Raw genomic sequence first — 24,391 nt, forward strand, 5'->3', positions numbered from 1 at the left:
TGTATGGCCCGCTTTCTTGATCAGACGCTGTTTGCTGAATTGGCCGAGAAGGCGGCCGCCAGCCCCCGTGGCCGACACCACCACAACTTCCATGAGATGGAAGAACCCTGCCATCGCCTGGCCGTGGGCTTGCAACCTAGCACCTACGTGCCGCCTCATCGGCATCTGAGCGCGGACAAGGCGGAAACCCTGCTGGTGCTCCAGGGGCGCCTGGGGGTGCTGTTGTTCAGCGACAGCGGTGCAGTGATCGCCAAGCGCGTGATGCAGGCGGGCGGCGAGTGTTCGGGCATCGATCTGCCGCCGGGGGTATTCCACGGTTTGGTGGTGCTGGCGCCTGACACGGTGATGTTCGAGTGCAAGGCCGGGCCGTACCGACCGGTGGGCGAGGGTGAATTGGCCGACTGGGCACCTCGCGAAGGCGATGCCGATGTGGCCAAGTATCAACGCTGGATGCTTGCCCAGTTCGATTGAGCTACAGTGCTGGGCCATCTTTCCCGGAGCGGCCCATGAGCCTGTTGATTCGCACCTGCGCCGCCCTGGCGCTGACCCTCAGCTTGCCGCTGGCCGCCGCCCCGGCGCCGATGCACAGCCAATTCCTGCCGCCCGACGACCTGGCCCTGCGCGCCGAAGCGCCCGACCAGCAGCAACTGTTGCAAGTCACCGAGTATGCCGTGGTGGTAGGTAATCAGCGCCAATCCACGCAGCAGCCGATCCCGGTGACGTCGCCGTTGATGATTCGCCTCAAGGGTAAGTCCTTGAACAAAGGCGCAAGCATCGCCCAGGTGATCGTCAATTTCGACGCCGAAAGCAAAAGCCTGAAAAAGCCGGTGTTCGATGACAAGACCAAGACCCTGACCTTGTCCTACCCCGCGACCCAATACCGCGTGATCGTCGACCTGCTGCGCAATGACACGGTGTATGTGCAGTTCCTCAGTTATGCCAATGGGCATATCTGGGCGGATCTGCATACCGGCGTGGTACGCACCAAGTAGCCAGCACCCTGACGAACCCAATGTGGGAGGGTGCTTGCTCCCGATGACGGTGTGTCAGTCGACATCTAATTGACGGATCCAGCGCAATCGGGAGCAAGCCCTCTCCCACAGTGGTTCTCAGCGCTTTCGCCGCCCGCGCCTCGCAGGTAGACTTCAAACCCCATGTAAATGTCCGCAGGCTGGAGTCGGTAATGCGTAAAGATAAGAAACAGGTGATTGGTGACGAGATCGGCGACGATCAGATCAAGTTGTTCCTGGACTTCGAACCCGTCGACGCGACTTCACCCTCCCTGCACAAACTGATCAAGGCCTATCGTGGCCTGCGTATCGACGACTTCGAGCGCTTCCTGGGCTTCTTCAAGGCCGCCGGCCTGGACCTCGATGGCAAGGACGAGCATGGCCAGACCTTCGTCGACCTGATCAAGGACCAGCGCAACGCCGCCGAGTACATTGAATTGATCGATAACGCCCGCGGCTGATCGCAGGCGAAAAAAAGCCCCGCTGCTCATATCGAGAAGCGGGGCTTTTTTATTTCGAGGCCTTAAGCGTAGCTTTGGGCTTCGTTGTTTTGCTCAACCAGTTCCAGGCTGATGTTGTTCTGCGCGTTGATCTTGCGGTACAGCTCGGCATCGGTCTCCAGGACCTTTTCACGGGCCGGGAAGATCTCGTGCAGTTTGGCCGCCCACTCGCCGGCAGCCTTGGTCGGGAAGCAGCGTTCGATCAGTTCGAGCATGATCGACACCGTCACCGAAGCGCCCGGGGACGCGCCCAGCAGCGCCGCCAGCGAGCCGTCTTTGGCCGCGACCAGCTCGGTGCCGAATTGCAGCACGCCGCCTTTTTTCGGGTCTTTCTTGATGATCTGCACCCGTTGGCCGGCCACTTCCAGGCGCCAGTCTTCGGCTTTGGCTTGCGGGTAGAAGCGGCGCAGGGATTCCAGGCGCTGTTCCATGGACTGCATCACTTCGCTGACCAGGTACTTGGTCAGGTCCATGTTGTCCCGGGCCACGGCCAGCATCGGGCCGATGTTGCCGGCGCGCACCGACAACGGCAGGTCAAGGAACGAGCCGTGCTTGAGGAACTTGGTGGTGAAACCGGCGTAAGGCCCGAACAGCAGGGACGTCTTGCCGTCGACCACGCGGGTGTCCAGGTGCGGCACGGACATCGGTGGCGACCCCACGGCGGCCTGGCTGTAAACCTTGGCCTGGTGGTGCTTGACCACTTCCGGGTTGTCGCAACGCAGCCACTGGCCACTGACCGGGAAACCGCCGAAGCCTTTGCTTTCTTCGATGCCCGAGGCTTGCAGCAGCGGCAGGGCCGCGCCACCGGCGCCGAGGAACACGAACTTGGCGTCCACGTCGCGGCTGTTGCCGCTGTTGACGTCCTTGATGCTCACGGTCCAGCCCGCGCCATTGCGCTTGAGGCCGGTCACGCGTTTGCTGTACTTGACCTGGGCATCGGGCGCGCTGGTCAGGTGGTTCAGCAACTGGTTGGTCAGGGCGCCGAAGTTGACGTCGGTGCCGTTCTGCACACGGGTCGCGGCGATTTTTTCGTCGAGCGGGCGGCCTGGCATCATCAGCGGCATCCACTCGACCATCTCGTTGCGGTCTTCGGTATAGCGCATATCCGAAAATGCATGATGCTGGCTGAGGGTTTCAAAGCGCTTCCTGAGGAAGGCTACGCCTTTGTCGCCCTGCACGAAGCTCAGGTGCGGCACCGGGGTGATAAAGGACCTGGACGAGCCAAAGGTGCCTTTTTTGGTCAGGTACGCCCAGAACTGCTTCGACACCTCGAACTGGGTGTTGATGTGGACAGCTTTCTTGATGTCGATGGAACCATCGGCGGCCTGGGGTGTGTAATTCAGCTCACACAGCCCGGCGTGGCCGGTACCGGCGTTGTTCCACGGGTTGGAACTCTCCGCGGCTCCCGAGTCCATCAGCTCAACGACTTCCAGCTTGAGGCCGGGGTCGAGCTCTTTGAGCAGTACGGCCAGGGTGGCACTCATGATGCCGGCCCCTACCAGTACTACGTCGACTGCTTCGTTATGCGCCATTTAACGCGTCTCCAAAATCTGCAGCACCAAATTGACGGCATGGCTGCCAGGAGTGACGGGGCGGTTCACGTGTTGCCCCAGGTTACCCATGGCCAGGATCGCCATGTCCGATTCGCAATTCTTTGCAAGTTCAGCGCACGCTTCCTGCCGGGCTAATCCGCCTATGAACGCATTCATGGGCTGCCGTGGCAATTCGACTTATGGTCAAAGCGTGCGATCCGTGCAATCAATCCGTAGCGGACAGGCTCAAGCCCCGGAGCACTCGGTCCTGTGTGATTGGGCTGTTCCAGACGCTGATGGTGCTTGTACAAACGCCAAACTATTCATTTGCTCGCCACACTCTTGTGAAGTTGTGAAAACCCGTTTTTTCACGCTCTTTTGAAGACGTGAACCTCAAAAAAGGGCTGCCCCAGCCTGGCACCTGGCCCGGAAAACCTTGCCGGCATGCGGCAAAACGGGCAAACAACTCAAGTGGCCGAGCGCAATGGCAGCTCTGGCAGATTCGGTAAAGGCGGGTGGTTTGCAAAGAAAACAGCAAGCGCGCCAGCTTCACACGATCTGTGTGGGCGGCTCTCTGTGGGCGATCTGGGGGGGCTAATACCGAAGCATTAACGATGTTGCGAGGCCCGATCAGGAGACGTCCTTATAATCGGGGGGAGATTGTAGCGAAGAACGCCAAGGAAATGGGCGTGTTTTATGACTTTTATTAGGCGTTCGGTCAGGCGGCCAACGGGTGGCGATGCGGCGACTGCGTCGCGCGTGGGCTGATACGGGCGCTGGCGGGCAGCGGGCGGTGCATCCAGCTCAAGCGGATTTCTTCGATTTCCACCCAGCCAGCGCCGACCGGAGGCTGGCTGCACTCTTTGAAAGCCTGGCAGCGACCTTGCACATCGAGCAGGGCAAATTGGCGAAGGGCGGGCTTGCGGGTAAACAGCGACCAGAGAAAATGCATGAAATCAGCCTCCTGAGATTGAGGCCAAGCATGCCTGCCGGGGATGACGGGCGCGTGTATCGGCTGTGACATATCGGTGACACCGAACCCCTACAATGCCTGCGGGTCTTAGGTTGTAACTGACGCTAGTTCCCGGCGAGGGCCGCCCGCTATACTGCCGGCCTGTCGGTACTCGATTTCTGGAGAGAAGAGCATGTTGCAACGCCTGTTGTTCGGTTTGATCACTGTGACCAGTTTGACCCTGGTTGGCTGCGCCAATAGCCCGCAACAACTTAGCCCGCAACCGAAGCTCACCACGCAGTTGGCCCCGGTGGGTCACGGTCAGCCGGTGTCGGTGCGTGTGGTGGATGGTCGTCCTTCGCCGACCCTGGGCTCCCGTGGTGGCCTGTATCCGGAGACCGCGCTGGTGTCGGTGAGCGGTGCCGATGTGCTCCCCAAGCTGCAAGCCCAGGCTGAAGCCGCGGTGCGGCTGCTCGGCTTTACCCCGGCCAACTCGCCGGGCGCGCCGCAGTTGACCATCACCCTGGCCGAGCTGAAATACCAGTCGCCCAAAGAAGGCCTGTACGTGACGGAGGCCACTATCGGCGCGACGTTCAAGTCCGACGTGAGCGCTGGCACCCGTCGCTACAGCGGCCGTTATGGTGCGTCCCTCAACCAGCGCTTCGGCATGTCGCCTAACCAGGAGACCAACACCAAGCTGGTCAGCGACGTCCTGAGCGACGCCTTGACCCGTCTGTTCAAGGACCCGAGCATCGGCCAGTTGCTCAGCTCGCAATAACGCTCAATAACAAGCCGGGCTCAGCGCTGAGCCCGGCTTTTTTGTGCCCGCCGTTTCATGCCGCGGTGTCGATACCGAAGTCGAGCAGGCTTATCCCGGTCAGCAGGTCCGTCTCCGGCAGGTCCGCATGCTGGTGCCCGCCAAGGGCGCAATACACCAGCCAGTGGCGGTCCTGGACGTTGAACGCGAGGCCGCCGATCAGCGCCTCTTGCTCATCGCTTGGGGCTATCAAATACAGTCGATCCTGGTTTTGCGCGTGCAACATGACAAGCTCCCGAGCGTTCGAAGGGCCACAGAGTGAACGGTTAAGGTGACGTTCAGGTGACGCCGTAAATTACTCGATACATTAGCTGTCAATGGGGGAAGGAGCTTTTAGGCGCAGGAGGCGACTTCCGTTCAGGTTTGTATCTGAATGGATACCAAGGCACTGTTTCAACGAGGTGTGTGATGGCGCTGGCCGGACTGCTGATCAATGTTGTTGCTCTATCAGTGGCCTGCTCTGGCGCTGCACTGCTATTCATTACCCGTTTGAAGGAACAGCGCGCCATGGCCAGGCTCGCCGCGCAAAGCGAAGAGCGCGCCATCGACCAACCCATGCTGTTTCTGGATGTACGCACCGAACGGGCGCATCGCCTGGCTTATCGTATTGGTTTCGCCTGCCTGGGGCTGGCGCTGCTGGTTTCATGGATCAGCACGCGTTTTTAGTTGCACCCTGAAACGACTGTGGGAGCGGGCTTGCTCGCGACAACGGAGTTACAGTCGGTACCGCTGTGACTGAACCACCGCATCGCAGGCAAGCCCGCTCCCACAGGTTTGGCTAGGTGTATTACAGCGGGATTCCCGCCTTGACCCGATATTGATTGCGCACTGGCGTTGCATATTGCACCACCAGGAACGGCCGGTGTTCGACCGGGCACTCGCTCAAGCGCCGCTCCCACTCTGCCTTGGCCTTGGCCAACTCGTCGGCCGGGAAGATATCCGCTGCCTTGGGCACCTGCAGTTGCGGGTCGGCGTCACTCCACTGGGCGTAGGCCAGGTAGTGAACCGGGAACAGGCGATAACCTCCGAGAATCTGCCGGTCCATTTCCACGGCGAGCAGCTTGGTGTCTTCGAAGCGCTCGGTGATCGGCGGCGCAAAGTTCACATGCACCCGGCCCTTGTAGCCGGTAATGCCCAGGGCAATGCTCACATCGTCTTCACCCGGTGCCTTGGTGTAGGTGCCGGTGGTGGCGCGGATGTACAGCTCGCGAGCCTTGGCCAAGTCGCATGGGTCGTATTCGTAGCTGATGGACACGGGCGTCAGGTTCAGCGACTGGATCACCTCGGCGAACGGCTCGTCCTTGCGGCTGACGTGGAACATCTTGAGGATCGCCGATTCGGTGCGGTCATCCCCATCCTTGGCGCGGCCTTCGGCCTGGGCGATCCAGATCGACTGGCAGTCGTGGCGGATCGAATGGTTGATGTAGGCCGACAGCAACTGGTAAGCCGCCATTTTTTCCTTTCGCCCGGTGATCGAGCGGTGCACGATGAAGCTCTTGTTCAGGCGCATCAGGTCGCTGACAAACGGCTTTTGCAGCAGGTTGTCGCCGATGGCGATACGCGGTGTCGGCAGGCCGGCGTGGTACACGGCGTAGTTGACGAAGGCCGGGTCCATCACGATATCGCGATGGTTGGCCAAAAAGACGTAGGCGGTGCCCGATTTGAGCTGTTCCACGCCGGTATAGGTCACGCCGTCGGTCGCTCGATCAATGGTGTGGTCGACGTAATACTCGACTTTGTCCTGCAGCGTGGCCACGGTGGTGACGCCGGCGAATTCACGGCGCAGTTTGCGGGCGATCATGGGTTTGAGCAGCCAGCCCAGCGCGCCGGCAAAGCGCGGGAAGCGGAAGTGGGTCAGGATGTCCAGAAAGGCCTTGTCACTGAACAGCCGCTCCAGCACTGCCGGGACTTCGCTGTCGTTGTAAGGTCGGATGGTATCGAATTCGCCCATCATGCTCTCTTGTTAGAAACGGCTAGGGTAAGTAGAGGAAATACCAGGGTGCGGCCCGAGTAATGGGCTCGGCCGAAATATAACCCTGTAAATAGACCGGCGATTATACGCACAAGTCACTTGGGAGACTGCGATGCTGGAAACCGCGCTGTACGATTGTCCTTATTGTGGTGAAGTGGTGGAGACAACCGTGGATTTATCCGGCGGCGACCAGACCTATATAGAAGACTGTCAGGTATGTTGCCGACCGATCATTTTCAACCTGCAGGTCCATGGTGAAGAGTGGATGCTCGAAACTCGCAGCGAAAACGAATAGCAGGTACGCCCATGCAGCGAATCTACGAACCGGAAAACCTGATGGAAGGCGAGCTGCTGCAGCAGATGCTCGCCAGCGAAGGGATCGAGGCGCATTTGGTGGGGCGCCATTTGCTCGGCGGTAGCGGCGAGTTACCGATTTTCGGGCTGCTGGGGCTAGAAGTGGACAACGACCAGGCAGCCTGCGCGCGCGAGCTGATCACCGCGTATAACGGTGCGCAACCGTTGCCCGGCGATGAACCCGACAGCTTCCCCGACGTGTTGGTCTGTTAGGCTGTCGGTCGGTTTACCCAAGAGTCGTGTTGCCCCATGTGTGGACGTTATGCCCTGTTTCGCTGGAACCCCACGTTTGCTGCCTTGCCGGGCTTTCCGGCGGATCAGCAGGCCCAGTGGAATATTTCTCCCAATGATTCGGTGCTGATCCAGCGCGCCACCGACGGCCAGCGCACCCTGGCCCGCGCCCGCTGGGGCCTGACACCGCCGTGGCTGACGGACCTTTCCCGTACTCCGGCGCATGCCCGCGCCGAAACCCTGGCTGAGCAACCGATGTTCCGCGAAGCGTTTCGCCAGCGTCGCTGCCTGTTGCCGGCCAACGGGTTCTACGAATGGCGCGGCACCCAGCGCAAGCGGCCGTACTGGTTGACGCCAGGGGAAGGTTCGACGCTGTTTTTTGCGGCCATCTGGGAAGCGTATCCGGTGCAGGAGCAAGTGTGGCTGAGCACCGCGGTGGTGACCCAGGCGGCGCAGAGTCAGCGGCGGCCGTTGATTCTGGATGCGGCGGGGCAGGAAGCCTGGCTGAACCCCGAGACGCCGCTGCCGGTGTTGCAGGGGCTGTTGGCCAGCGAGCCGGTCGCCTTGCGTGAACGGGTGCTGGCCAACATGGTCAACGATCCCAAGCTGAATGGGCCGGAGTGCCTGACTCCGGCTTGAGCCCGAAAGTCCGCCACCGTTGTGGGATGTATCCGAAATTTAGCGTCTGCACGTCTGATGTATCTGGCGTCGATACAAATCACCGCCTAGGATACGCGCCATGTTTTCAGGGCGTCTTTTCAGGGAGAGTGTGTTGATGAAGAAATCATTGGCCGTAAGTGTATTGGCGGCAGCAGTGCTGCTGGCCGGGTGTCAGTCCGTCAACACCACCAGCGGCGGTGCCGTTGGGGTGGAGCGCAAGCAGTACATGTTCAGCATGCTGTCGAGCCAGGAAGTCGACCAGATGTATGCGCAGTCCTACCAGCAGACCCTGGGTGAAGCCAGCGGCAAAGGCCTGGTGGACAAGACCAGCGCCAACGCCAAGCGCGTGCAGGCCATCGCCAACCGCCTGATCGCCCAGGCGCCGACCTTCCGTCCGGATGCGGCGCAGTGGAAGTGGGAAGTGAACCTGATCAAGAGCGATGAGATGAATGCCAACTGCGGGCCGGGCGGCAAGATCTTCGTGTACAGCGGGCTGATCGATAACCTCAAGCTCAGCGATGACGAGCTGGCGGCGGTGATGGGCCATGAAATCGCCCACGCCTTGCGCGAACATGGCCGTGAAGCCATGTCCAAGGCCTACGGCATCGAGATGGCCAAGCAGGGCGCCGGCGCGTTGCTTGGTCTCGGCCAGGACAGCATGGCGCTGGCCGATACCGTGGCCAACTACGGCATGACCTTGCCCAACAGCCGCAGCAATGAAAACGAAGCGGACCTGATCGGCCTGGAGCTGGCGGCCCGCGCCGGTTACAACCCGAACGCCGCCATCACGTTGTGGAACAAGATGGCCAAGGCTTCGGAAGGCGCGCCTCCGGAGTTCATGAGCACTCACCCGGCCTCCGACAGTCGGATCGCCTCGTTGCAGGCGGCGATTCCGAAGGTGATGCCGTTGTATCAGCAGGCCAAGAAGTCCTGATAATCCAAGCCTCATGAAGATCCAAATGTGGGAGGGGGCAAGCCCCTCCCACATTGGATTGGGTTTGCAGGCTTGGATCCTTAGATCCAACCGCTGCTTTGCATGGCCTTGTACACCGCCACGATCGCCAGGACAAAAAACGCCGTAGCCGCCAGTCGACGAATCAAGGTCAACGGCAATTTCTCCGCGGCAAAATTCCCCGCCAGAACCACCGGTACGTTGGCAATCAACATGCCCAGGGTAGTGCCGATAACCACCAGCCACAGCTCAGGGTATTGCGCCGCCAGCATTACCGTGGCGATCTGCGTCTTGTCGCCGATTTCGGCGAGGAAGAACGCAATCAGGGTGGTCAGGAACGGCCCGAACTTGCGCGTGGTGCTGGCTTCGTCATCGTCGAGTTTGTCCGGCACCAGGGTCCACAGCGCCGTGGCACAGAAACTCGCGGCGAGAATCCAGTGCAGCACCGCATCCGAGAAGAAACTGCCGAACCAGGCACCTACGGCACCCGCAGCGGCATGGTTCGCCAGGGTCGCGGCGATGATGCCGGCGATGATCGGCCAGGGTTTGCGAAAGCGTGCGGCAAGGATGAGCGCGAGCAGTTGGGTCTTGTCGCCGATTTCGGCCAAGGCAACGATTGCGGTAGGGACGAGCAGTGAATCCAGCATCAGGTAGGTTTCCAGGGGCGGGTCGACACGGCTATGACACGTACAGCCTTCCCGCCCCGGGTAAGGTGTGCGTGTCATAGGTCTTGTCAAACCCCGGTCCGTCTGAGCGGACTCCTGGGTCGCATACGCCATGGTCTGCTGACCAAGTATGTTGACGTATGCCGGACGAGCGTGGCGCTCGTGGGAGACTACTCCCCTAGGACGGAGCGGATTCTGCCTAGGCAAAATCCATTCGGCAAGTGTTCTTTTGCAAACGCCGATCAGCCGCGCTTGGCGCGATAGATGCGAAAACCATTGCCTTCGGCCTTGACCGCACACACGCCCAAGTGCTCTTCGATCAGCGGCTGGTACTTCAGGAAGCTGTTGGCAACCAGTCGGAGTTCGCCGCCTTTTGCCAGGTGTTTCGCGGCTTTTCGCAGCAAGTTCTCCGTGGCGAAGTAATCGGTGTGTACCCCGACATGGAACGGCGGGTTGCTCAGGATCGCGTTCAAGCCCATTGGCGCGGCATCGATGCCGTCTGCGGTCAGCACGTCGGCTTCCAGACCGTTGGCCGCCAGGGTCAGGCGGCTGCTGGCGGTGGCGAAGGCGTCCACATCCAGCATCGTCACCGTATTGTGCGGGTAGCGACGTTTGACCGCCGCGCCCAACACACCGGCGCCGCAACCGAAGTCCAGCAGGTGGCCGCTGGGCAGTTTGTCCAAATGCTCCAGCAACAACTCGGTGCCACGATCCAGGCGGCCATGGCTGAACACGCCCGGCAGGCTCACCACTTTCAGCGGACCTTCGGCCAGCGGCACTTCGAAAACCTGCGCCAGGCTCTCCAGCTCCACCGCTTGCGGCGCGTTGGCCACGGTGACCTGCCACAACTGGCAGTGCCGTGCGTTATCGAGTTTGCGCGGCTTGCCGAAGGGGATCATCTGTTTGGCGGCGCTTTCGATCCCGCCTTTTTTCTCCCCCACCAGAAACAGCTCGGCACCGGGCAGGCGCGCGGCCACGGCGTTGAGCAGATAGTCGGTGAGGTCCTTGGACTTGGGCAGGAAGATCACTGCCGCATCAAACGTGCGTTGCGGCACATTCACGCCGAACTGGCTGCGCTCGGGGAAACGTGCGTCGAGCGCAGCCTGGTCACCGGCATGCCAGCACCAGCCATGGGCGTTGGGCAGGCGGCCGAGCAAATCGTCGGCAGGCAACCCCACCAGCAGCAGGTTGCCTTGAAAAAGTTCGGCCTGACGAAGCAGTACTTCACTGCGCGGATCCATGGTCTGCTCCTTGAAAAGGGGCGCAGTTTATCAACTGACGACGCGCAGCGGGGCGCCGCTGAAAAAGCCGCGGGCGTTTTCCGCCAGTTGGCCGACAATCCGCTGCCGCGCTTCGCGACTGCCCCAGGCGTTGTGGGGCGTGACGATCAAGCGCGGGATATCGTCGGCCAGCAACGGGTTGCCATGCACCGGGGGTTCGACGCTCAGCACATCGGTCGCCGCGCCGCCCAGGTGGCCATTGCGCAAGGCGTCGGCCAGGGCCTGTTCGTTGATCAGGCCACCGCGCGCGGTGTTGACGATAAACGCGCCGGGCTTGAGCAACGCCAGCTCGCGAGCGCCGATCAAGTCGCGGGTGTGTTCGTTGAGCGGGCAGTGCAGCGTCAACGCGTCGACCTGCGCCAGCAGTTCATCCAGCGGCATGCGGTCGGCACGGGCAGGGCGCCCGGGAATGGCGCCGAGTATGACGCGCATGCCAAAGGCCTCGGCCAGCCGTGCGACGGCACTGCCCAGTTCGCCATGCCCGAGCAAACCGAGGGTTTTGCCCTCCAGCTCGACGATCGGGTGGTCCAGCAGGCAGAACTGCTTGGCGGCTTGCCATTTGCCCGCGCTGACATCCCGTTGATAGTCCTTCAGCCGCGTCGCCAGGTTGAGCAGCAGCATGATCGTATGCTGCGCCACCGACGGCGTGCCGTAGCCCTGACAGTTACTGACGGTGACGCCATGGGCGCGGGCGGCTTCAAGGTCGACGTTATTGGTGCCCGTGGCCGACACCAGGATCAGTTTGAGTTCGGGGCAGGCGGCCAGGGTTTCGCTGTTGAGCGCAATCTTGTTGCTGATAGCGACCTGGGCGCCTTGCAGGCGTTCGACCACATTCTGCGGGGTGGTCTGCTCAAACAGCTGCAGCTCGCTGAAACAGTTGTGCAGCTCACTGAGATCGAGATCCCCCAGGTCGAGGGATGGGTGATCTAGGAAGACGGCGCGGCGATTGTTCGTCATCAACTGTACCTTTTGTGACAGGGTTCGAAGGCGTAATCTGCCGAGCCTATCAGATGAAATAATCCGTTACTTAATGGAGTGAGTATGTACGTCGCCGAGTTTTTGACCGTGGCCTTGATTCACCTGCTGGCAGTGGCCAGCCCCGGTCCGGATTTCGCGGTGGTGGTGCGCGAAAGTGTCACCCACGGCCGCCGCGCCGGGACCTGGACCGCATTGGGCGTGGGCTCGGCGATTTTCCTGCACGTGGGGTACTCGTTACTCGGCATCGGTTTGATCGTGTCCCAGTCCATCGTGCTGTTCAACGCACTGAAATGGGCGGCGGCGGCCTACCTGCTGTACATCGGCTTCAAGGCCCTGCGCGCGCAGCCGGCCAAGCCAGCCGCCGAGGGTGAACTGCACCGCGAAGTCGGCGAACGCACCCCACGCGGGGCGTTTACCGCAGGCTTTGTGACTAACGGTTTGAACCCCAAGGCCACGTTGTTCTTCCTGTCGCTGTTTACCGTGGTGATCAACCCGCACACACCGCTGGCGGTGCAGGCGGGTTATGGCGTGTACCTGGCGGTAGCGACGGCGGCGTGGTTCTGCCTGGTGGCGATGTTGTTCAGCCAGCAGCGGGTGCGTGCAGGGTTTGCGCGGATGGGGCATTGGTTCGATCGGACGATGGGCGCGGTGTTGATTGCCATCGGCGTAAAACTGGCGTTCACCAGTATGAAATGAGTCGAACTCTCTTACGACCGGCACCAAGATGGAATATGGTTTTGTCCTTGGCAGAACCAGCGGGTTCGAAAGCCAATTTTTGTATAGGCGGCATCACCATCTCCTGTTGGGGAAATCGACTTCACGTACTGGATGGGCGCTCTCCGGTAAGGGGTCGGTAAGCCCCTCGACATCTGTCTTCTCCTCGAATATTTGACCGTTGTTACCGACCAGCCTATAGCTATACGAAGGCAGTCTTTTCCCCCATTCGTCCACAATGAGGTAGCGCCCAAACCCGGGCTTATCCGGTTCTGGGAGCCAGTCGGGTAACAGCTGCGGGCGGGGGTCCCGACAATCGGCATAACGCCAGCGTGAAAAACACTCGGGGGCGCGTCCTGTGCGCAGGCTTTGTAGTTTCCAGAAGTCTGGCGTCGATTGACCATCTGCCACGACATTGCCGTCGGGATAGGTGAAAGCGGTGTGGTTTCCCTCCTTTTTTTCCTTTGGCCCCGCCGAATAAACTATGAAATCGGAATGTATGACTGGTTCGAAATATACCTGCCGCGCCTGTAATGCTTGGTAACTGAGGTAAATGCTGCCCTCGCCGGCCAAGCCCACAGTTTTTTTGTAAGGCCCCAAAAACTCTTCATCGACCCAAGGGTAGTAATCCTTCTTGATCGTCAGATCGCCTTCAACCTTGATATCAGCTCCTCCCCGTGGCGAGTCGTTGTAGTCAAATATCACAACCACGCCGCCCCCTCCCCCTGAAGTCACATTCTCGCCAAAACGCGTCGGATCGGCATAAGCCACGCCAAAGGTCACATTCGCCAAATGCCAGCGGCACGCGCCACCGCCATCTTTCGGCAGTTCTACTTGGTAGAGATCACTCTGCCCCTGGCGCTCCAGTTCCTTGTAAACCGAGTGATGACCATCCCGTTCAGTGCGCTGGCCGCTGGCGCCGTAGTCGACACGCTTACAAATGGGCGAGCGGTACATCACCCACATGGTTTCGGTTTTTAGCTCCTTGGGCAGTTTCACGGTGACGGTTATTTTTTCGCTGTTGGCAGGCGGCGCCAGACTGTAATCCTGACGGCATCCACTGAGGCTAAAAAACATCGCGCACACAACAGTGAGCAGGCGGAGAAACCGGATTTTGTTCTTTCGCGTGTTGATCGGCTTAACCATCGGTCTTCTCGTAATAAGCTTTTGGGTCGGCAATGGCGTTAAAACGCTGCAGCGCCTCGGTGCCACCTGCTACTCGCTGGGTGATATGCAGGGCTTGGTCTACCAGGCGCTGTAAGTCGAGGAACACGCGATTGCGGGTTAGTTCGTCCTCGTGAATGCTCCCGTAGTAATCCTTTAGCTGTTGTTCGAACTTGCGCCGTTGGACCTGTCGCTCCAGCAACGGATCGCGCTCTGCATCAATCGATTCCAGTAATTGGTTATGGATATAGGGTTGGTATTGCGACATGAAGTGATCGCCAATACGCGGCATTCGACCCGTCGCCGGGTTGCTGTAGCGAGGGAAGAACCGGGCCCGGCTTTCGGCGTTCAGCGATGTGTTCAGGCACTGCGTGGCCTGCTCGACTTGCTGGTCACCGTCCTCGCTCAGACTGGGGACCAAATACAGCTTGGCTTTTTCCGGCAGTTCGTAGGCGATAGTGCTGCGATAGGGCGTGCCATCGGGTTTGCGGTAAGCGGGGTATGGTGTGATCTCCTGTTGCTGGTGTTGCTTGGCCCGGAAAAACATGGCGATCTCACCGTGATGGCTGAACGGGTCTTCATGTTTGAATACTGCGCTGGAGACGGCTTGACGTAGCGACCAACTAAACCCAGCGAGCAGGCCGACAGGGCCATAGGCGTCATATAGGTAATTGTCCAGCGCGGCCTCGGGGGGCACGCGAGGAATGGCGTCCATGTCATTGACATGGCGAAAGTGCCATAGGTCGCCCAAAAACTGTACGGCGTGGAGGGTGAAGGTGCGGGGCATGCCGTAGGTGTAGAGCAGAGGGTTATGGTTTTTCAGCGAGGCCGCGTGGATGAGGCCAAGCGCGCCGCCCAGGCTATGGCCGCAGATGAACAATTTTTTATCGCGAGCACCACCAAGAATCGTCTTGCCAAAATCAGTATCAAAAACTCTTCTCGCCACCTCAAAGGCATCGCGAAAGCCAAGGTGCACACTGCCCACAGCAGTAAGGTCAGGGCAAGGAACCTTAGGCTCGCAAACCGCAGCGATCTCCGGTTTCACAGGACGAAAGGTCGCATCGGTGATGAGGTCAGCAAGCCCTTCCATCTCAGTGCCGCGCCACGCCACCAACGCCTGGGATGCACTGATAGCGTAAAGCAGCTGGGTATGACCTTCCGGCACGTCTGCCTTAGCGGTATCCAAGGCTTTGATCGTCAAATAACGATCACTAAAAGGCACATCAACCACCACACATGGCCATGCCTGGCCGTTATCCCAAACCCGAGGTGTACGTGACAAATCCAGGCATTGCTGCTCGAAAAACTCGTTGACGGAACCCAGTTCGCGTTCATCCCGCGTGCTATACGCCAAAATACTCATCAACCCCAGGTTGTAGGCATTGACCAGGCTGTACCCAGACTGGTGATGCAACATCAGAGACCAGGCGCGAAATGGGCAGACTTCCAGCACATGACGACGGTCCAGTTCATCGCCACTGACGGTGAAGCCGTTGAACTTTCGTTCCGGGAAATGAAACGCCGGTAGCTTATTCGAATCATTCAAGGGGGGCTGGAATGTTGGTTGTTGGTCACATAATTGACCGATTCGCAGATAGTGGTAACAGCGTCCCGCAGCCAGCGCCTGCTTCTCAATCGGCGAAAAGCCTGAGCGTTGCGGGCCATACAGCGGTGTACGATCCCCGATAACCGGTCGAGGCGGCTCTGCGCGCTCAGCACGCAAACGACGCGTTTGCAGTTGATCGGCCAAAGGGTTGGCCTCCATCAACAACGTGATAGGCAGCGGATGCAAGCCCTCAACGCGAATCACCCCCTCGGCATCGCTGCGGCCAAGAAACTCCGGCACAACACGCTCACGAGTGGCCTCATTCACCGCACGGTAAGGCAGGTTCGCCAGGGGCTCGCCCTGCTCATCCAGCAATTGGAACTCTATCCAATGCCGTTTCTGTTTGCCGCCGATGAAATCCTTGTTCGGGTTGAGTGTGTCCGTGCGGTGCATGGGATCGTTGTGCATAGCGGTCCTTTAGCGATGGATGCGACGAAAGTCCAAAGCGTAAAGAGTTGCTATCCGTGACGAATGTCGGAAGGTTCGCCTTTCAGCGAAGGGTGCTTCCTGATCTAATTTGCTCATGTCCCGAAGAGAATGTTGGCGCAAAGCTATCATTCGCAGCAGGCTGCAAATCATTCCTTTGGCTGATTTGGTCGGCACCTAACGTCTCTACAGTGCAGGTCTTCAAGCCGAGACCGTGCAGTCATAAAAAGGGATTCGTATGTTGCAGACCCGTGTTATCCCGCCCGCCGAAGGTGCGTACCAATATCCGCTGTTGATCAAACGCCTGCTCATGTCCGGGGCCCGCTATGAGAAGACCCGGGAAATCATCTATCGCGACAAGCTGCGCTACACCTATCCAACCCTGATCGAGCGGGTCGCGCGCCTGGCCAATGTGCTCACCGAAGCCGGGGTCAAGGCCGGTGATACCGTTGCCGTGATGGACTGGGACAGCCACCGTTACCTGGAATGCATGTTCGCCATCCCGATGATCGGCGCGGTGATTCATACCATCAACGTGCGCCTGTCGCCGGAACAGATTCTCTACACCATGAACCACGCCGAGGACCGCTTTGTGCTGGTCAACAGCGAGTTCGTGGGGCTCTACCAGGCGATTGCCGGGCAGCTCACCACCGTCGACAAAACCTTGTTGCTGACCGATGCGGCCGAGAAAACCGCTGAACTGCCGAACCTGGTGGGGGAGTACGAAACCCTGCTGGCCGCCGCCAGCCCGAAATACGATTTCGAGGATTTCGACGAAAATTCCGTCGCCACCACCTTCTATACCACCGGCACCACCGGCAACCCCAAGGGTGTGTACTTCACCCATCGCCAATTGGTGCTGCACACCATCGGCGTGGCGACCATCATGGGCAGTGTCGACAGCGTTCGCTTGCTGGGCACCAACGACGTGTACATGCCGATCACGCCGATGTTCCACGTGCATGCCTGGGGCCTGCCGTATGTGGCCACCATGCTGGGCCTGAAACAGGTCTACCCCGGGCGTTACGATCCGGAATACCTGGTGGAGCTGTGGCGCAAGGAGAAGGTCACCTTTTCCCACTGTGTGCCGACCATCCTGCAAATGGTACTCAACGCCAAGGCCGCCCAGGGCGTGGACTTTGGCGGCTGGAAAATCGTCATCGGCGGCAGCGCCCTCAATCGCACGCTGTATGAAGCGGCCAAGGCCCGTGGGATTCAACTGACCGCCGCGTATGGCATGTCCGAGACCGGGCCGTTGGTGTCCTGCGCCCATCTCAACGATGAGCTGATGGCCGGCACCGAGGACGAGCGCACCACTTACCGCATCAAGGCCGGAGTGCCCGGGCCGTTGGTGGAAGCGGCGATCATCGACAGCGACGGGCATTTCCTGCCCGCCGATGGCGAGTCCCAGGGCGAACTGGTGCTACGCGCGCCGTGGCTGACCGAGGGTTACTACAACGAACCGCAAAAGGGCGCCGAGCTGTGGGAAGGCGGCTGGATGCACACCGGCGACGTGGCGACCCTCGATGCGTTTGGGGTGATCGATATCCGCGACCGCATCAAGGACGTGATCAAGACCGGCGGCGAATGGATCTCGTCCCTGGCTCTGGAAGACCTGGTCAGCCGCCACCCGGCGGTACGCGAAGTAGCGGTGGTGGGCATCGCCGATCCGCAGTGGGGCGAGCGCCCGTTTGCGTTGCTGGTGGTGCGTGATGGCCATGTGATAGGCGCCCGTGAACTCAAGGAGCACCTCAAGCCGTTCGTGGAGTTGGGCCACTTGAGCAAGTGGGCGATTCCAAACCAGATCGCCATTGTTACTGAAATTCCCAAGACCAGTGTCGGCAAGCTCGACAAAAAACGTATCCGCGTCGACATCATTGAGTGGCAGGCCAACAACAGTACGTTCCTCTCTACCCTTTGATACCTTTCGCCGTGCCCGTTCGGGCACGGCAATGCTCTATCTCGCGGCTTCACTTGTGATTTGCCGATTTTCAGCCATCCTTGCCGCGTCGGCCTTCGTCGACGTGGCAAAAGGACTGTGGCAGACGGGTCGGTGATGCAAATCACACTTTAGAGGGATCAAGCGGTACCCCCTGCTGGCTATAGTCCCTCTCAGAGTTTTTCAAGGATGTTGCGCTTCGAGCCATGGGGGCTCGGTTGCCGGGCGGCATTGGAATCGTTGTATTCCGGCCGTTACATGCATCACCGAAAGAACTCACTGCCATAACAATAATGCACATGGAGTAGCGTCGATGACCTCAGTAAATCAGTTCTGGCGCCGGGCAAGATTGCCCCTGGCCGTCAGTCTCGCTTCTACGCTCGCCGGGCCGGCATTCGGCGTCAGTTTCAATATCGGTGAAATCGAAGGGAATTTTGACTCCTCTCTTTCCGTGGGGGCCAGTTGGTCGACAGCCAAGGCCAACCGCGATCTGATCGGCGTCAACAATGGCGGCAAGGGCTTGTCCCAGACCTCCGATGACGGCCATTTGAACTTCAAGCGCGGCGAGACGTTCTCGAAAATCTTCAAGGGCATCCATGACCTGGAACTGAAATACGGCGACACCGGTGTGTTTGTTCGCGGCAAATATTGGTATGACTTTGAACTCAAGGACGAAAATCGTGAGTTCAAGGACATCAGTGACAACGGCCGTCCTATGGGCGCCCGGTCTTCCGGCGGGGAAATTCTCGACGCCTTCATTTATCACAACTACTCGATTGCCGATGAGCCAGGTTCCGTGCGTTTCGGTAAACAGGTTGTAAGTTGGGGCGAAAGTACCTTCATCGGCGGCGGCATCAACTCCATCAACCCGATTGACGTAGCGGCGTTCCGTCGCCCGGGTGCCGAGATCAAGGAAGGCCTGATTCCGGTCAACATGTTCTATGTGTCGCAGACACTGACCGAAAACCTGTCGGCGGAAGGCTTCTATCAGTTGGATTGGGAGAAGACCGTCACCGATAACTGCGGGACGTTTTTCTCCCAGGCGGACGTCATTACAGGCGGCTGCAATGACAACCTGCGGTTGCTCAGCAAGCGCTCTGTCATCGCTGCGGGTGGTGGTTTGCCGCTGATGAATCGGTTTGGCGTCGACATCAATGACGAAGGTGTACTGGTCAAGCGCGGTTCTGATCGTGACGCACGCGATAGCGGGCAGTTCGGTGTGGCCATGCACTACAACTTCGAGCCGCTGGACACTGAGTTCGGCGCTTATTTCATGAACTACCACAGCCGTGCGCCGATTTTCAGCGCCAAGGGCGCATCGGCTGCGACTTACGCCGCGGCTAACGCATTGACGTCCACGCCAGCCAGTAGCCTGCGTCCACTCATCGTGGCCGGTAACTCCAGCTACTTCGTCGAATATCCAGAAGACATTCGCTTGTACGGTTTGAGTTTCTCGACGACCTTGCCTACCGGCACAGCGTGGAGCGGCGAGATCAGCTACCGGCCGAACGCGCCGGTTCAGCTCAATACCACCGACATCTTGTACGCGGGCGTTACGCCGTTGATAGGCTTGAACGGTGCTTCCCCGCTCAAGGGCGCCGCCGGTCAGGATCTGAATGGCTATCGCCGCAAGGAAATCACCCAACTCCAGACCACCTTTACGCACTTCTTTGATCAGGTCATGGGCGCCAGCCGGCTGACACTGGTGGGCGAAGTGGGGCTGACCCACGTCGGCGGCCTGGAAAGCAGCTCGAAAGCGCGCTACGGGCGTGATCCGGTATTTGGTCCTGGGGAAGGCCCACTGTGCGCGACGCTCAACGCGGGAACCATTGCCGGTGCGGGCGCAGGTACAGACCGCAGTAACCTGACGGCCAACTGCAACAATGACGGCTTTACCACCGCCAACTCCTGGGGCTATCGCGGTCGGGCAATCTGGGAATACCCGGATGTGTTCGCGGGTGTGAACCTCAAGCCCAACGTGGCCTGGTCCCATGACGTCAGCGGTTATTCGCCAGGCCCTGGCGGCAACTTCGAAGAAGGTCGCAAGGCTGTCAGTCTCGGCCTGGATGCTGAATACCAGAATACCTACACCGCGAGCTTGGCCTACACCAACTTCTTCGGCGGTAAGTATTCCACTGTGGACGACCGTGATTTCATCGCCCTCAGCGTCGGCGCCAACTTCTAAGCACACTGCATTTCAGGAAGAACCAGAACATGAAAATAACTAAAAGTCTGTTGCACGTCGGTGTGCTTGGGCTGTCGATCCTGGCGAGTAACGTCATGGCGGCGGTGTCGGCGGATGAGGCCGCCAAGCTGGGCACGACCCTGACCCCGATGGGCGCCGAAATGGCCGGTAACGCCGCAGGCACCATTCCCAAATGGTCGCCGTTGCCGACGAATGCCGGCGCCGTCGACGCCCGTGGTTTCCTGGCCAACCCTTATGCCAGCGAACAACCGCAATTCACCATCACCGCGCAAAACGTCGAGCAATACAAAGACAAGCTGGCGCCGGGGCAGTACGCGATGTTCAAGCGCTACCCGGACACCTTCAAGATGCCGGTCTACCCGACCCATCGCGGCGCCACTGTACCGGCCGAGGTGTTCGCCTCGATCAAGAAGAACGCCACCAACACCAACCTGGTGTCCGGCGGTAACGGTCTGGAAAACTTCGAAACCGCCGTGCCGTTCCCGATTCCGAAAAGTGGCGTTGAAGTCATCTGGAACCACATCACCCGCTATCGCGGCGGCAGCGTGACCCGCCTGGTGACCCAGGCCACGCCGCAGACCAACGGTTCGTTCAGCCTGGTGTATTTCAAAGACCAGTTCGTGTTCCGCGACAAAATGAAGGACTTCGACCCGAAAAACCCCGGCAACGTGCTGTTCTACTTCAAGCAGCAAGTGACCGCACCGGCACGTCTGGCCGGTGGTGTGCTGCTGGTTCACGAAACCCTCGACCAGGTGAAGGAACCGCGCTCGGCGTGGGTCTACAACGCCGGCCAGCGCCGTGTACGCCGGGCGCCGCAAGTGTCTTATGACGGGCCGGGTACCGCTGCCGACGGCCTGCGTACCTCCGACAACCTCGACATGTACAACGGTGCGCCGGACCGCTACGACTGGAAACTGGAAGGCAAGAAAGAAATCTACATCGCCTCCAACAGCTACAAGATCGACGATCCGAAACTCAAGTATGTCGACATCATCAAGGCCGGCCACATCAACCAGGACCTCGCACGCTACGAGTTGCGCCGCGTGTGGCATGTGGTCGCGACCCTGAAGGAAGGCCAGCGCCACATCTACGCCAAGCGTGACTTCTTCATCGACGAAGACACCTGGCAAGCGGCCGTGATCGACCACTACGACGGTCGCGGCCAACTGTGGCGCGTCGCCGAAGCCCATGCCGAGAACTACTACGACAAACAAGTGCCGTGGTACGCCCTGGAAACCCTCTACGACCTGCAGTCCGGCCGCTACCTGGCCCTGGGCATGAAGAACGAAGAGAAACAGGCGTATGACTTCGGCTTCACCGCCGGCATCAGCGACTTCAGCCCGGCGGCCCTGCGCCAGGACGGTGTTCGCTAAGCTGCACGCGTAGCCAAATGTGGGAGGGGGCTTGCCCCCGATAGCGGTCTGACAGCCAAGAATTCTATTGGCTGCCCCAGCGCAATCGGGAGCAAGCCCCCTCTCACATTTCTTGTCGCAGTTCTTTTTCAGGCAAATGTTGCAAAGATCTACAAAACCGCCGCTTTTACCGCTAGTCTGCGGACATCTGCAATGCCGACAACAGCCTTCTACAAGAGCCCGGCGATGACTGATCTGTCCCGAATCCAGGGGCCTGCCAGCGCGGTGATTCCGACCCTGGAAGGTCGCTTCTACAGACCTCCGCTGCCTGACGGCTACGTGCTGCGACCGCGCCTGTGCGAACGGCTGAGCGCTGGCCTGGAAGGGCGATTGCTGCTGGTCTGCGCGCCGGCTGGGTTCGGCAAGAGTTCGCTGGCGGTCGAGTTCTGCCAGAGTCTGCCCGCTCATTGGCAAAGCCTTTGGCTGGGCCTGAGCCCGCGGGATAACGACCCCGGGCGTTTCCTCGAGCGCCTGCTTGACGGCTTGCAGCAATACTTCCCGCAACTGGGTGCGCAATCCCTGGGCCTGCTGAAAATGCGTCAGCGTCATCAACCGTTTGCCTTCGAAGAATGGCTCGATGGCTTGCTCGATGAGCTGGCGCTGCAGTTGTCCACGCGTGCGCCTTTGTTGCTGGTGCTGGATGACTACCATTTGGCCCAGGGCCCGGTGCTTGATCGCTGTCTGCAATTTTTCCTCAATCATTTGCCCGATGGCCTGCTGGTGCTGGTTACCAGTCGCCAGCGCCCGGACTGGCACCTGGCGCGCTTGCGCCTGTCTCGGCACCTGCTGGAGCTGCATGAGCAAGACCTGCGCCTGACCCACGCCGAATCCCTGGCGGTGTTGGATCGCCACAGCAGTTCGCTGCGCGGCGAGGCGCTGGATAATTTGATCCGGCGCAGTGAAGGCTGGGTCGCTGGTTTGCGTTTCTGGCTGTTGGCGGCCTCCGAAGCGGGGAATGAGGGCGCCTTGCCGCAGAGCCTGCACGGCGGCGAAGGCTTGATACGCGACTATTTGCTGGAAGAAGTGATTGATTGCCTGCCGGCGGAAGTCCAGGCATTCCTCTATGAAACCGCTTCGCAGGAACGCTTTTGCAGTGAACTGTGCGACGCCATACGCGATGCCCACGACAGCGCGGAAATCCTGCGTTACTTGCAGGCTCATCAGGTATTTCTGGTGCCGCTGGACGAGCAGGGGCACTGGTTCCGTTACCACCATTTGTTTTCCGACCTGCTGCGCACCCGGCGCGCGAGCAGCGCCGTGCTGCCGCCTGCCAGCCTGCACCTGCGCGCCTGTCGCTGGTTCAACGCCCAGGGGCTGATCGATGAAGCGGTCGAGCAGGCGCTGCGCGCCGGTCATCTGGATGTGGCGGCGAACCTGGTGCAGAACCTCTCCGAGGAGCAACTGCTGGCCGAGCAGAACGTTGGCATGCTCCTACGCTGGAAAATGGACTTGCCCGACAGCCTGCTGATCAGCACGCCCCGGTTGATCGTGCTGTACAGCTGGGCCTTGGGCCTGGCGTGCCAGCTGGATGCGGCGGAAGAACTGTCCGGCTATCTCAGCCGCTTCCTGCCGGCGCCATCGGCCACTGCGCAGAAGTCGATGCTGGCGCAGTGGCTGGCGCTGAGCGGGATCATCGCCCGGGGCCGAGGCGACCGCGAGCTGACTCAGCGCTATTGCAGTGAAGCCTTGGAAAGCCTGCCGCAGCGCCGTTATGGTCAGCGCCTGATGTGCCTGTCGACCCTCTCCAACCTGGCGATCGTCGATGCCGACCTGTGGCGCGCCCGTGGCTTGAACCGCGAATCCCTCGAATTGGCGCAGCGTGTCGGCAACCCGCTGTTTGAGGCCCTGGCCCATTACGACCGTGCCCGGGTCTTGCAGGCGCGGGGTGAAATCCTGCGCTCGCTGGATGAAGTACACCAGGGCCTGCAACGCTTGCACGACCTTTCGCCCCAACGGTTGTACGCCGTGCGCGCCCGATTAGCGCTTTACGAAGGCTACCTGCTGCTCGCGCGTTGTCAGCCTGAAGCCGGCCTGGTCCGCCTGCGCGCCGGCCTGGCCGAAGCCCGCGCCTGCCGGGATATCAGCGTGCTGATCGGGCATTGCGTGATTGCCAACTTCGAAGGGCGCCGCGGCGACTTCCCCAAAGCCTTCGCCGAACTGGCCGAGGCCGAACGCCTGATGCACATCTGGGACGTGCCGCCGATTTACTACCTGGCAATGATCACCCTGATCAAATGCGAGCTCTGGTTGGCCCAGGGGCGTACCGACCTGGCCGACGCCTGGCTGACCCGCCTGGGGCAAACCTACAACGGCGCACACGCGGCGGCGGCCCCGGAGTTTCATCCGCACCTGCCGCAGCATATCGAGCTGCAGCAAGCCGCGTTGGATGCGATCCGCCATCAACCGGCGGCGGCCCTGCAGCGCCTCGAAGACCTGGCGCAACACGCTCATGGCAGCGGCCGCCAGATGATTGCCCTGATGGCGCTGACCCAGCAGGCGCAGTTGCTGCTGGAGAGCGGCCAGGAGGCCAAGGCGCGCGAGGTGTTGGTTCGCGCCCTGGAAGCCGGGGCCGGGGGCGCGCTGCAACCCTTCCAGCGCCTGCTTGAAGGGTATCCCGACTGGATGCGCGATCAACTCGGCCAAGACCCCCATGGTTTATTGAACCAGAGCCTGTTGGCGCTGCTGCCGGCCGTTGCTGTCAGCGAGCCGGCGCCCAACCATGAAACCCTGAGCGCCCGCGAGCTGGCAGTGCTGCAACTGATCGCCCAGGGCTGTTCGAACCAGGAGATCAGTAACCGACTCTTCATCTCCCTGCACACGGTCAAGACCCACGCCAGCCATATCAACAGCAAGCTCGGCGTGGAGCGGCGCACCCAGGCGGTCGCGCGGGCGCAGGAGCTGCGGTTGATTGGTTAAAGCCTGAGTCCGCTGGCGAGCTTGCTTGCGTTGAGGTGCGACGCCGCTCCAGTCTGGTTTAATAGTGCAATCATTCTGGCGACAGTCGCCCGGAAACCCTATGCC

The 24,391-nt window shown here is 60.3% G+C and carries 23 protein-coding genes and 1 riboswitch; of the genes, 14 read left to right on the plus strand and 9 right to left on the minus strand.

What is annotated here, in order from left to right:
* Nucleotides 1-3: 3 nt before the first annotated feature.
* The 3 genes from TU80_RS08450 to TU80_RS08460 all read left to right on the plus strand — a co-directional run bounded on the left by TU80_RS08450 (nt 4) and on the right by TU80_RS08460 (nt 1,471).
* Nucleotides 4-471 (plus strand): WbuC family cupin fold metalloprotein, encoded by a 468-nt coding sequence (locus tag TU80_RS08450; RefSeq protein ID WP_057004260.1) that lies wholly within the window; start codon nt 4-6, stop codon nt 469-471.
* 35 nt (nt 472-506) lie between these two features.
* On the plus strand, nt 507-992 hold the full coding sequence (locus TU80_RS08455) for a hypothetical protein (protein WP_046384672.1): 486 nt from the start codon (nt 507-509) through the stop codon (nt 990-992).
* A gap of 191 nt (nt 993-1,183) precedes the next feature.
* Entirely contained in the window at nt 1,184-1,471 is a 288-nt protein-coding gene (locus TU80_RS08460; RefSeq protein ID WP_017845962.1) for a PA4642 family protein, read from the plus strand.
* Nucleotides 1,472-1,533: 62 nt separating this feature from the next.
* On the opposite strand, the gene mqo is transcribed toward TU80_RS08460, so the two are convergent.
* A complete protein-coding gene (mqo, locus tag TU80_RS08465; protein ID WP_057004261.1) occupies nt 1,534-3,042 on the minus strand; it encodes a malate dehydrogenase (quinone) in 1,509 nt (502 codons plus the stop codon).
* A 718-nt stretch (nt 3,043-3,760) separates the two neighbouring features.
* The gene (locus TU80_RS08470; RefSeq protein WP_046384669.1) at nt 3,761-3,994 is read right to left on the minus strand and encodes a hypothetical protein; all 234 of its coding nucleotides are present in this window, start codon (nt 3,992-3,994) and stop codon (nt 3,761-3,763) included.
* 193 nt (nt 3,995-4,187) lie between these two features.
* On the opposite strand from TU80_RS08470, the gene TU80_RS08475 reads away from it, so the two are divergent.
* A complete protein-coding gene (locus tag TU80_RS08475; protein WP_046384668.1) occupies nt 4,188-4,772 on the plus strand; it encodes a YajG family lipoprotein in 585 nt (194 codons plus the stop codon).
* 55 nt (nt 4,773-4,827) lie between these two features.
* Here the strand turns inward: TU80_RS08475 and TU80_RS08480 are convergent, their stop codons facing one another.
* The gene (locus tag TU80_RS08480; protein ID WP_017845958.1) at nt 4,828-5,037 is read right to left on the minus strand and encodes a hypothetical protein; all 210 of its coding nucleotides are present in this window, start codon (nt 5,035-5,037) and stop codon (nt 4,828-4,830) included.
* Nucleotides 5,038-5,219: 182 nt separating this feature from the next.
* On the opposite strand from TU80_RS08480, the gene TU80_RS08485 reads away from it, so the two are divergent.
* Nucleotides 5,220-5,477, plus strand: a complete 258-nt coding sequence (locus tag TU80_RS08485; protein WP_046384667.1) for a hypothetical protein — start codon at nt 5,220-5,222, stop codon at nt 5,475-5,477.
* 121 nt (nt 5,478-5,598) lie between these two features.
* On the opposite strand, the gene TU80_RS08490 is transcribed toward TU80_RS08485, so the two are convergent.
* The gene (locus TU80_RS08490; RefSeq protein ID WP_169850554.1) at nt 5,599-6,762 is read right to left on the minus strand and encodes a 1-acyl-sn-glycerol-3-phosphate acyltransferase; all 1,164 of its coding nucleotides are present in this window, start codon (nt 6,760-6,762) and stop codon (nt 5,599-5,601) included.
* A 133-nt stretch (nt 6,763-6,895) separates the two neighbouring features.
* Between TU80_RS08490 and TU80_RS08495 the strand changes: the two genes are divergently transcribed.
* The 4 genes from TU80_RS08495 (at nt 6,896) to TU80_RS08510 (ending at nt 8,962) form a co-directional block, all read left to right on the plus strand.
* Nucleotides 6,896-7,078, plus strand: coding sequence for a CPXCG motif-containing cysteine-rich protein (locus TU80_RS08495; RefSeq protein WP_017845955.1), 183 nt, complete (start codon nt 6,896-6,898; stop codon nt 7,076-7,078).
* An 11-nt stretch (nt 7,079-7,089) separates the two neighbouring features.
* Nucleotides 7,090-7,350 carry a putative signal transducing protein gene (locus TU80_RS08500; RefSeq protein WP_017845954.1) on the plus strand — a complete coding sequence of 87 codons (261 nt, stop codon included), beginning with the start codon at nt 7,090-7,092 and terminating at the stop codon, nt 7,348-7,350.
* 36 nt (nt 7,351-7,386) lie between these two features.
* Complete coding sequence (locus tag TU80_RS08505) at nt 7,387-8,007, plus strand: SOS response-associated peptidase (RefSeq protein WP_057004262.1); 621 nt, start codon at nt 7,387-7,389, stop codon at nt 8,005-8,007.
* Between the two features lie 136 nt (nt 8,008-8,143).
* A complete protein-coding gene (locus tag TU80_RS08510; RefSeq protein ID WP_017845952.1) occupies nt 8,144-8,962 on the plus strand; it encodes a M48 family metallopeptidase in 819 nt (272 codons plus the stop codon).
* 80 nt (nt 8,963-9,042) lie between these two features.
* Here TU80_RS08510 and TU80_RS08515 read toward each other — a convergent pair whose 3' ends face one another.
* The 3 genes from TU80_RS08515 to TU80_RS08525 all read right to left on the minus strand — a co-directional run bounded on the left by TU80_RS08515 (nt 9,043) and on the right by TU80_RS08525 (nt 11,882).
* The gene (locus tag TU80_RS08515; RefSeq protein WP_017845951.1) at nt 9,043-9,627 is read right to left on the minus strand and encodes a TMEM165/GDT1 family protein; all 585 of its coding nucleotides are present in this window, start codon (nt 9,625-9,627) and stop codon (nt 9,043-9,045) included.
* Nucleotides 9,628-9,715: 88 nt separating this feature from the next.
* Nucleotides 9,716-9,837, minus strand: a riboswitch (yybP-ykoY riboswitch).
* Nucleotides 9,838-9,887: 50 nt separating this feature from the next.
* A complete protein-coding gene (locus TU80_RS08520; protein ID WP_017845950.1) occupies nt 9,888-10,886 on the minus strand; it encodes a methyltransferase in 999 nt (332 codons plus the stop codon).
* A 30-nt stretch (nt 10,887-10,916) separates the two neighbouring features.
* On the minus strand, nt 10,917-11,882 hold the full coding sequence (locus TU80_RS08525; RefSeq protein WP_017845949.1) for a 2-hydroxyacid dehydrogenase: 966 nt from the start codon (nt 11,880-11,882) through the stop codon (nt 10,917-10,919).
* Nucleotides 11,883-11,966: 84 nt separating this feature from the next.
* On the opposite strand from TU80_RS08525, the gene TU80_RS08530 reads away from it, so the two are divergent.
* Nucleotides 11,967-12,599, plus strand: coding sequence for a LysE family translocator (locus tag TU80_RS08530; RefSeq protein ID WP_017845948.1), 633 nt, complete (start codon nt 11,967-11,969; stop codon nt 12,597-12,599).
* 93 nt (nt 12,600-12,692) lie between these two features.
* On the opposite strand, the gene TU80_RS08535 is transcribed toward TU80_RS08530, so the two are convergent.
* Both TU80_RS08535 and TU80_RS08540 read right to left on the minus strand, forming a co-directional pair.
* Nucleotides 12,693-13,763, minus strand: coding sequence for a hypothetical protein (locus tag TU80_RS08535; RefSeq protein ID WP_046384663.1), 1,071 nt, complete (start codon nt 13,761-13,763; stop codon nt 12,693-12,695).
* Nucleotides 13,756-15,795, minus strand: coding sequence for a lipase family protein (locus TU80_RS08540; RefSeq protein WP_046384662.1), 2,040 nt, complete (start codon nt 15,793-15,795; stop codon nt 13,756-13,758). The genes TU80_RS08535 and TU80_RS08540 overlap by 8 nt, the downstream gene beginning before the upstream one ends.
* A 256-nt stretch (nt 15,796-16,051) precedes the next feature.
* On the opposite strand from TU80_RS08540, the gene TU80_RS08545 reads away from it, so the two are divergent.
* From TU80_RS08545 to TU80_RS08560, 4 genes are all read left to right on the plus strand, one after another.
* Entirely contained in the window at nt 16,052-17,734 is a 1,683-nt protein-coding gene (locus tag TU80_RS08545; protein ID WP_017845945.1) for a fatty acid--CoA ligase, read from the plus strand.
* Nucleotides 17,735-18,065: 331 nt separating this feature from the next.
* Nucleotides 18,066-19,937, plus strand: a complete 1,872-nt coding sequence (locus TU80_RS08550; protein WP_046384661.1) for a DUF1302 domain-containing protein — start codon at nt 18,066-18,068, stop codon at nt 19,935-19,937.
* Nucleotides 19,938-19,966: 29 nt separating this feature from the next.
* On the plus strand, nt 19,967-21,331 hold the full coding sequence (locus tag TU80_RS08555) for a DUF1329 domain-containing protein (RefSeq protein ID WP_046384660.1): 1,365 nt from the start codon (nt 19,967-19,969) through the stop codon (nt 21,329-21,331).
* 225 nt (nt 21,332-21,556) lie between these two features.
* Nucleotides 21,557-24,286, plus strand: a complete 2,730-nt coding sequence (locus tag TU80_RS08560) for a winged helix-turn-helix domain-containing protein (RefSeq protein WP_057004263.1) — start codon at nt 21,557-21,559, stop codon at nt 24,284-24,286.
* The last annotated feature ends 105 nt before the right edge of the window (nt 24,287-24,391 follow it).

It is taken from the genome of Pseudomonas veronii, from assembly GCF_001439695.1.
Lineage (GTDB): Bacteria > Pseudomonadota > Gammaproteobacteria > Pseudomonadales > Pseudomonadaceae > Aquipseudomonas > Aquipseudomonas veronii.

Bases quoted from the DNA above. Each gene is read 5' to 3' on its own strand.
- TU80_RS08525 (WP_017845949.1), bottom strand. From the start codon at position 11,882: ATGACGAACAATCGCCGCGCCGTCTTCCTAGATCACCCATCCCTCGAC.
- TU80_RS08470 (WP_046384669.1), bottom strand. From the start codon at position 3,994: ATGCATTTTCTCTGGTCGCTGTTTACCCGCAAGCCCGCCCTTCGCCAA.
- TU80_RS08520 (WP_017845950.1), bottom strand. From the start codon at position 10,886: ATGGATCCGCGCAGTGAAGTACTGCTTCGTCAGGCCGAACTTTTTCAA.
- TU80_RS08455 (WP_046384672.1), top strand. From the start codon at position 507: ATGAGCCTGTTGATTCGCACCTGCGCCGCCCTGGCGCTGACCCTCAGC.
- TU80_RS08510 (WP_017845952.1), top strand. From the start codon at position 8,144: ATGAAGAAATCATTGGCCGTAAGTGTATTGGCGGCAGCAGTGCTGCTG.
- TU80_RS08460 (WP_017845962.1), top strand. From the start codon at position 1,184: ATGCGTAAAGATAAGAAACAGGTGATTGGTGACGAGATCGGCGACGAT.
- TU80_RS08495 (WP_017845955.1), top strand. From the start codon at position 6,896: ATGCTGGAAACCGCGCTGTACGATTGTCCTTATTGTGGTGAAGTGGTG.
- TU80_RS08545 (WP_017845945.1), top strand. From the start codon at position 16,052: ATGTTGCAGACCCGTGTTATCCCGCCCGCCGAAGGTGCGTACCAATAT.
- TU80_RS08555 (WP_046384660.1), top strand. From the start codon at position 19,967: ATGAAAATAACTAAAAGTCTGTTGCACGTCGGTGTGCTTGGGCTGTCG.
- TU80_RS08530 (WP_017845948.1), top strand. From the start codon at position 11,967: ATGTACGTCGCCGAGTTTTTGACCGTGGCCTTGATTCACCTGCTGGCA.
- TU80_RS08535 (WP_046384663.1), bottom strand. From the start codon at position 13,763: ATGGTTAAGCCGATCAACACGCGAAAGAACAAAATCCGGTTTCTCCGC.
- TU80_RS08485 (WP_046384667.1), top strand. From the start codon at position 5,220: ATGGCGCTGGCCGGACTGCTGATCAATGTTGTTGCTCTATCAGTGGCC.
- TU80_RS08505 (WP_057004262.1), top strand. From the start codon at position 7,387: ATGTGTGGACGTTATGCCCTGTTTCGCTGGAACCCCACGTTTGCTGCC.
- TU80_RS08500 (WP_017845954.1), top strand. From the start codon at position 7,090: ATGCAGCGAATCTACGAACCGGAAAACCTGATGGAAGGCGAGCTGCTG.
- TU80_RS08450 (WP_057004260.1), top strand. From the start codon at position 4: ATGGCCCGCTTTCTTGATCAGACGCTGTTTGCTGAATTGGCCGAGAAG.
- TU80_RS08475 (WP_046384668.1), top strand. From the start codon at position 4,188: ATGTTGCAACGCCTGTTGTTCGGTTTGATCACTGTGACCAGTTTGACC.
- mqo (WP_057004261.1), bottom strand. From the start codon at position 3,042: ATGGCGCATAACGAAGCAGTCGACGTAGTACTGGTAGGGGCCGGCATC.
- TU80_RS08490 (WP_169850554.1), bottom strand. From the start codon at position 6,762: ATGGGCGAATTCGATACCATCCGACCTTACAACGACAGCGAAGTCCCG.
- TU80_RS08540 (WP_046384662.1), bottom strand. From the start codon at position 15,795: ATGCACAACGATCCCATGCACCGCACGGACACACTCAACCCGAACAAG.
- TU80_RS08515 (WP_017845951.1), bottom strand. From the start codon at position 9,627: ATGCTGGATTCACTGCTCGTCCCTACCGCAATCGTTGCCTTGGCCGAA.
- TU80_RS08550 (WP_046384661.1), top strand. From the start codon at position 18,066: ATGACCTCAGTAAATCAGTTCTGGCGCCGGGCAAGATTGCCCCTGGCC.
- TU80_RS08560 (WP_057004263.1), top strand. From the start codon at position 21,557: ATGACTGATCTGTCCCGAATCCAGGGGCCTGCCAGCGCGGTGATTCCG.
- TU80_RS08480 (WP_017845958.1), bottom strand. From the start codon at position 5,037: ATGTTGCACGCGCAAAACCAGGATCGACTGTATTTGATAGCCCCAAGC.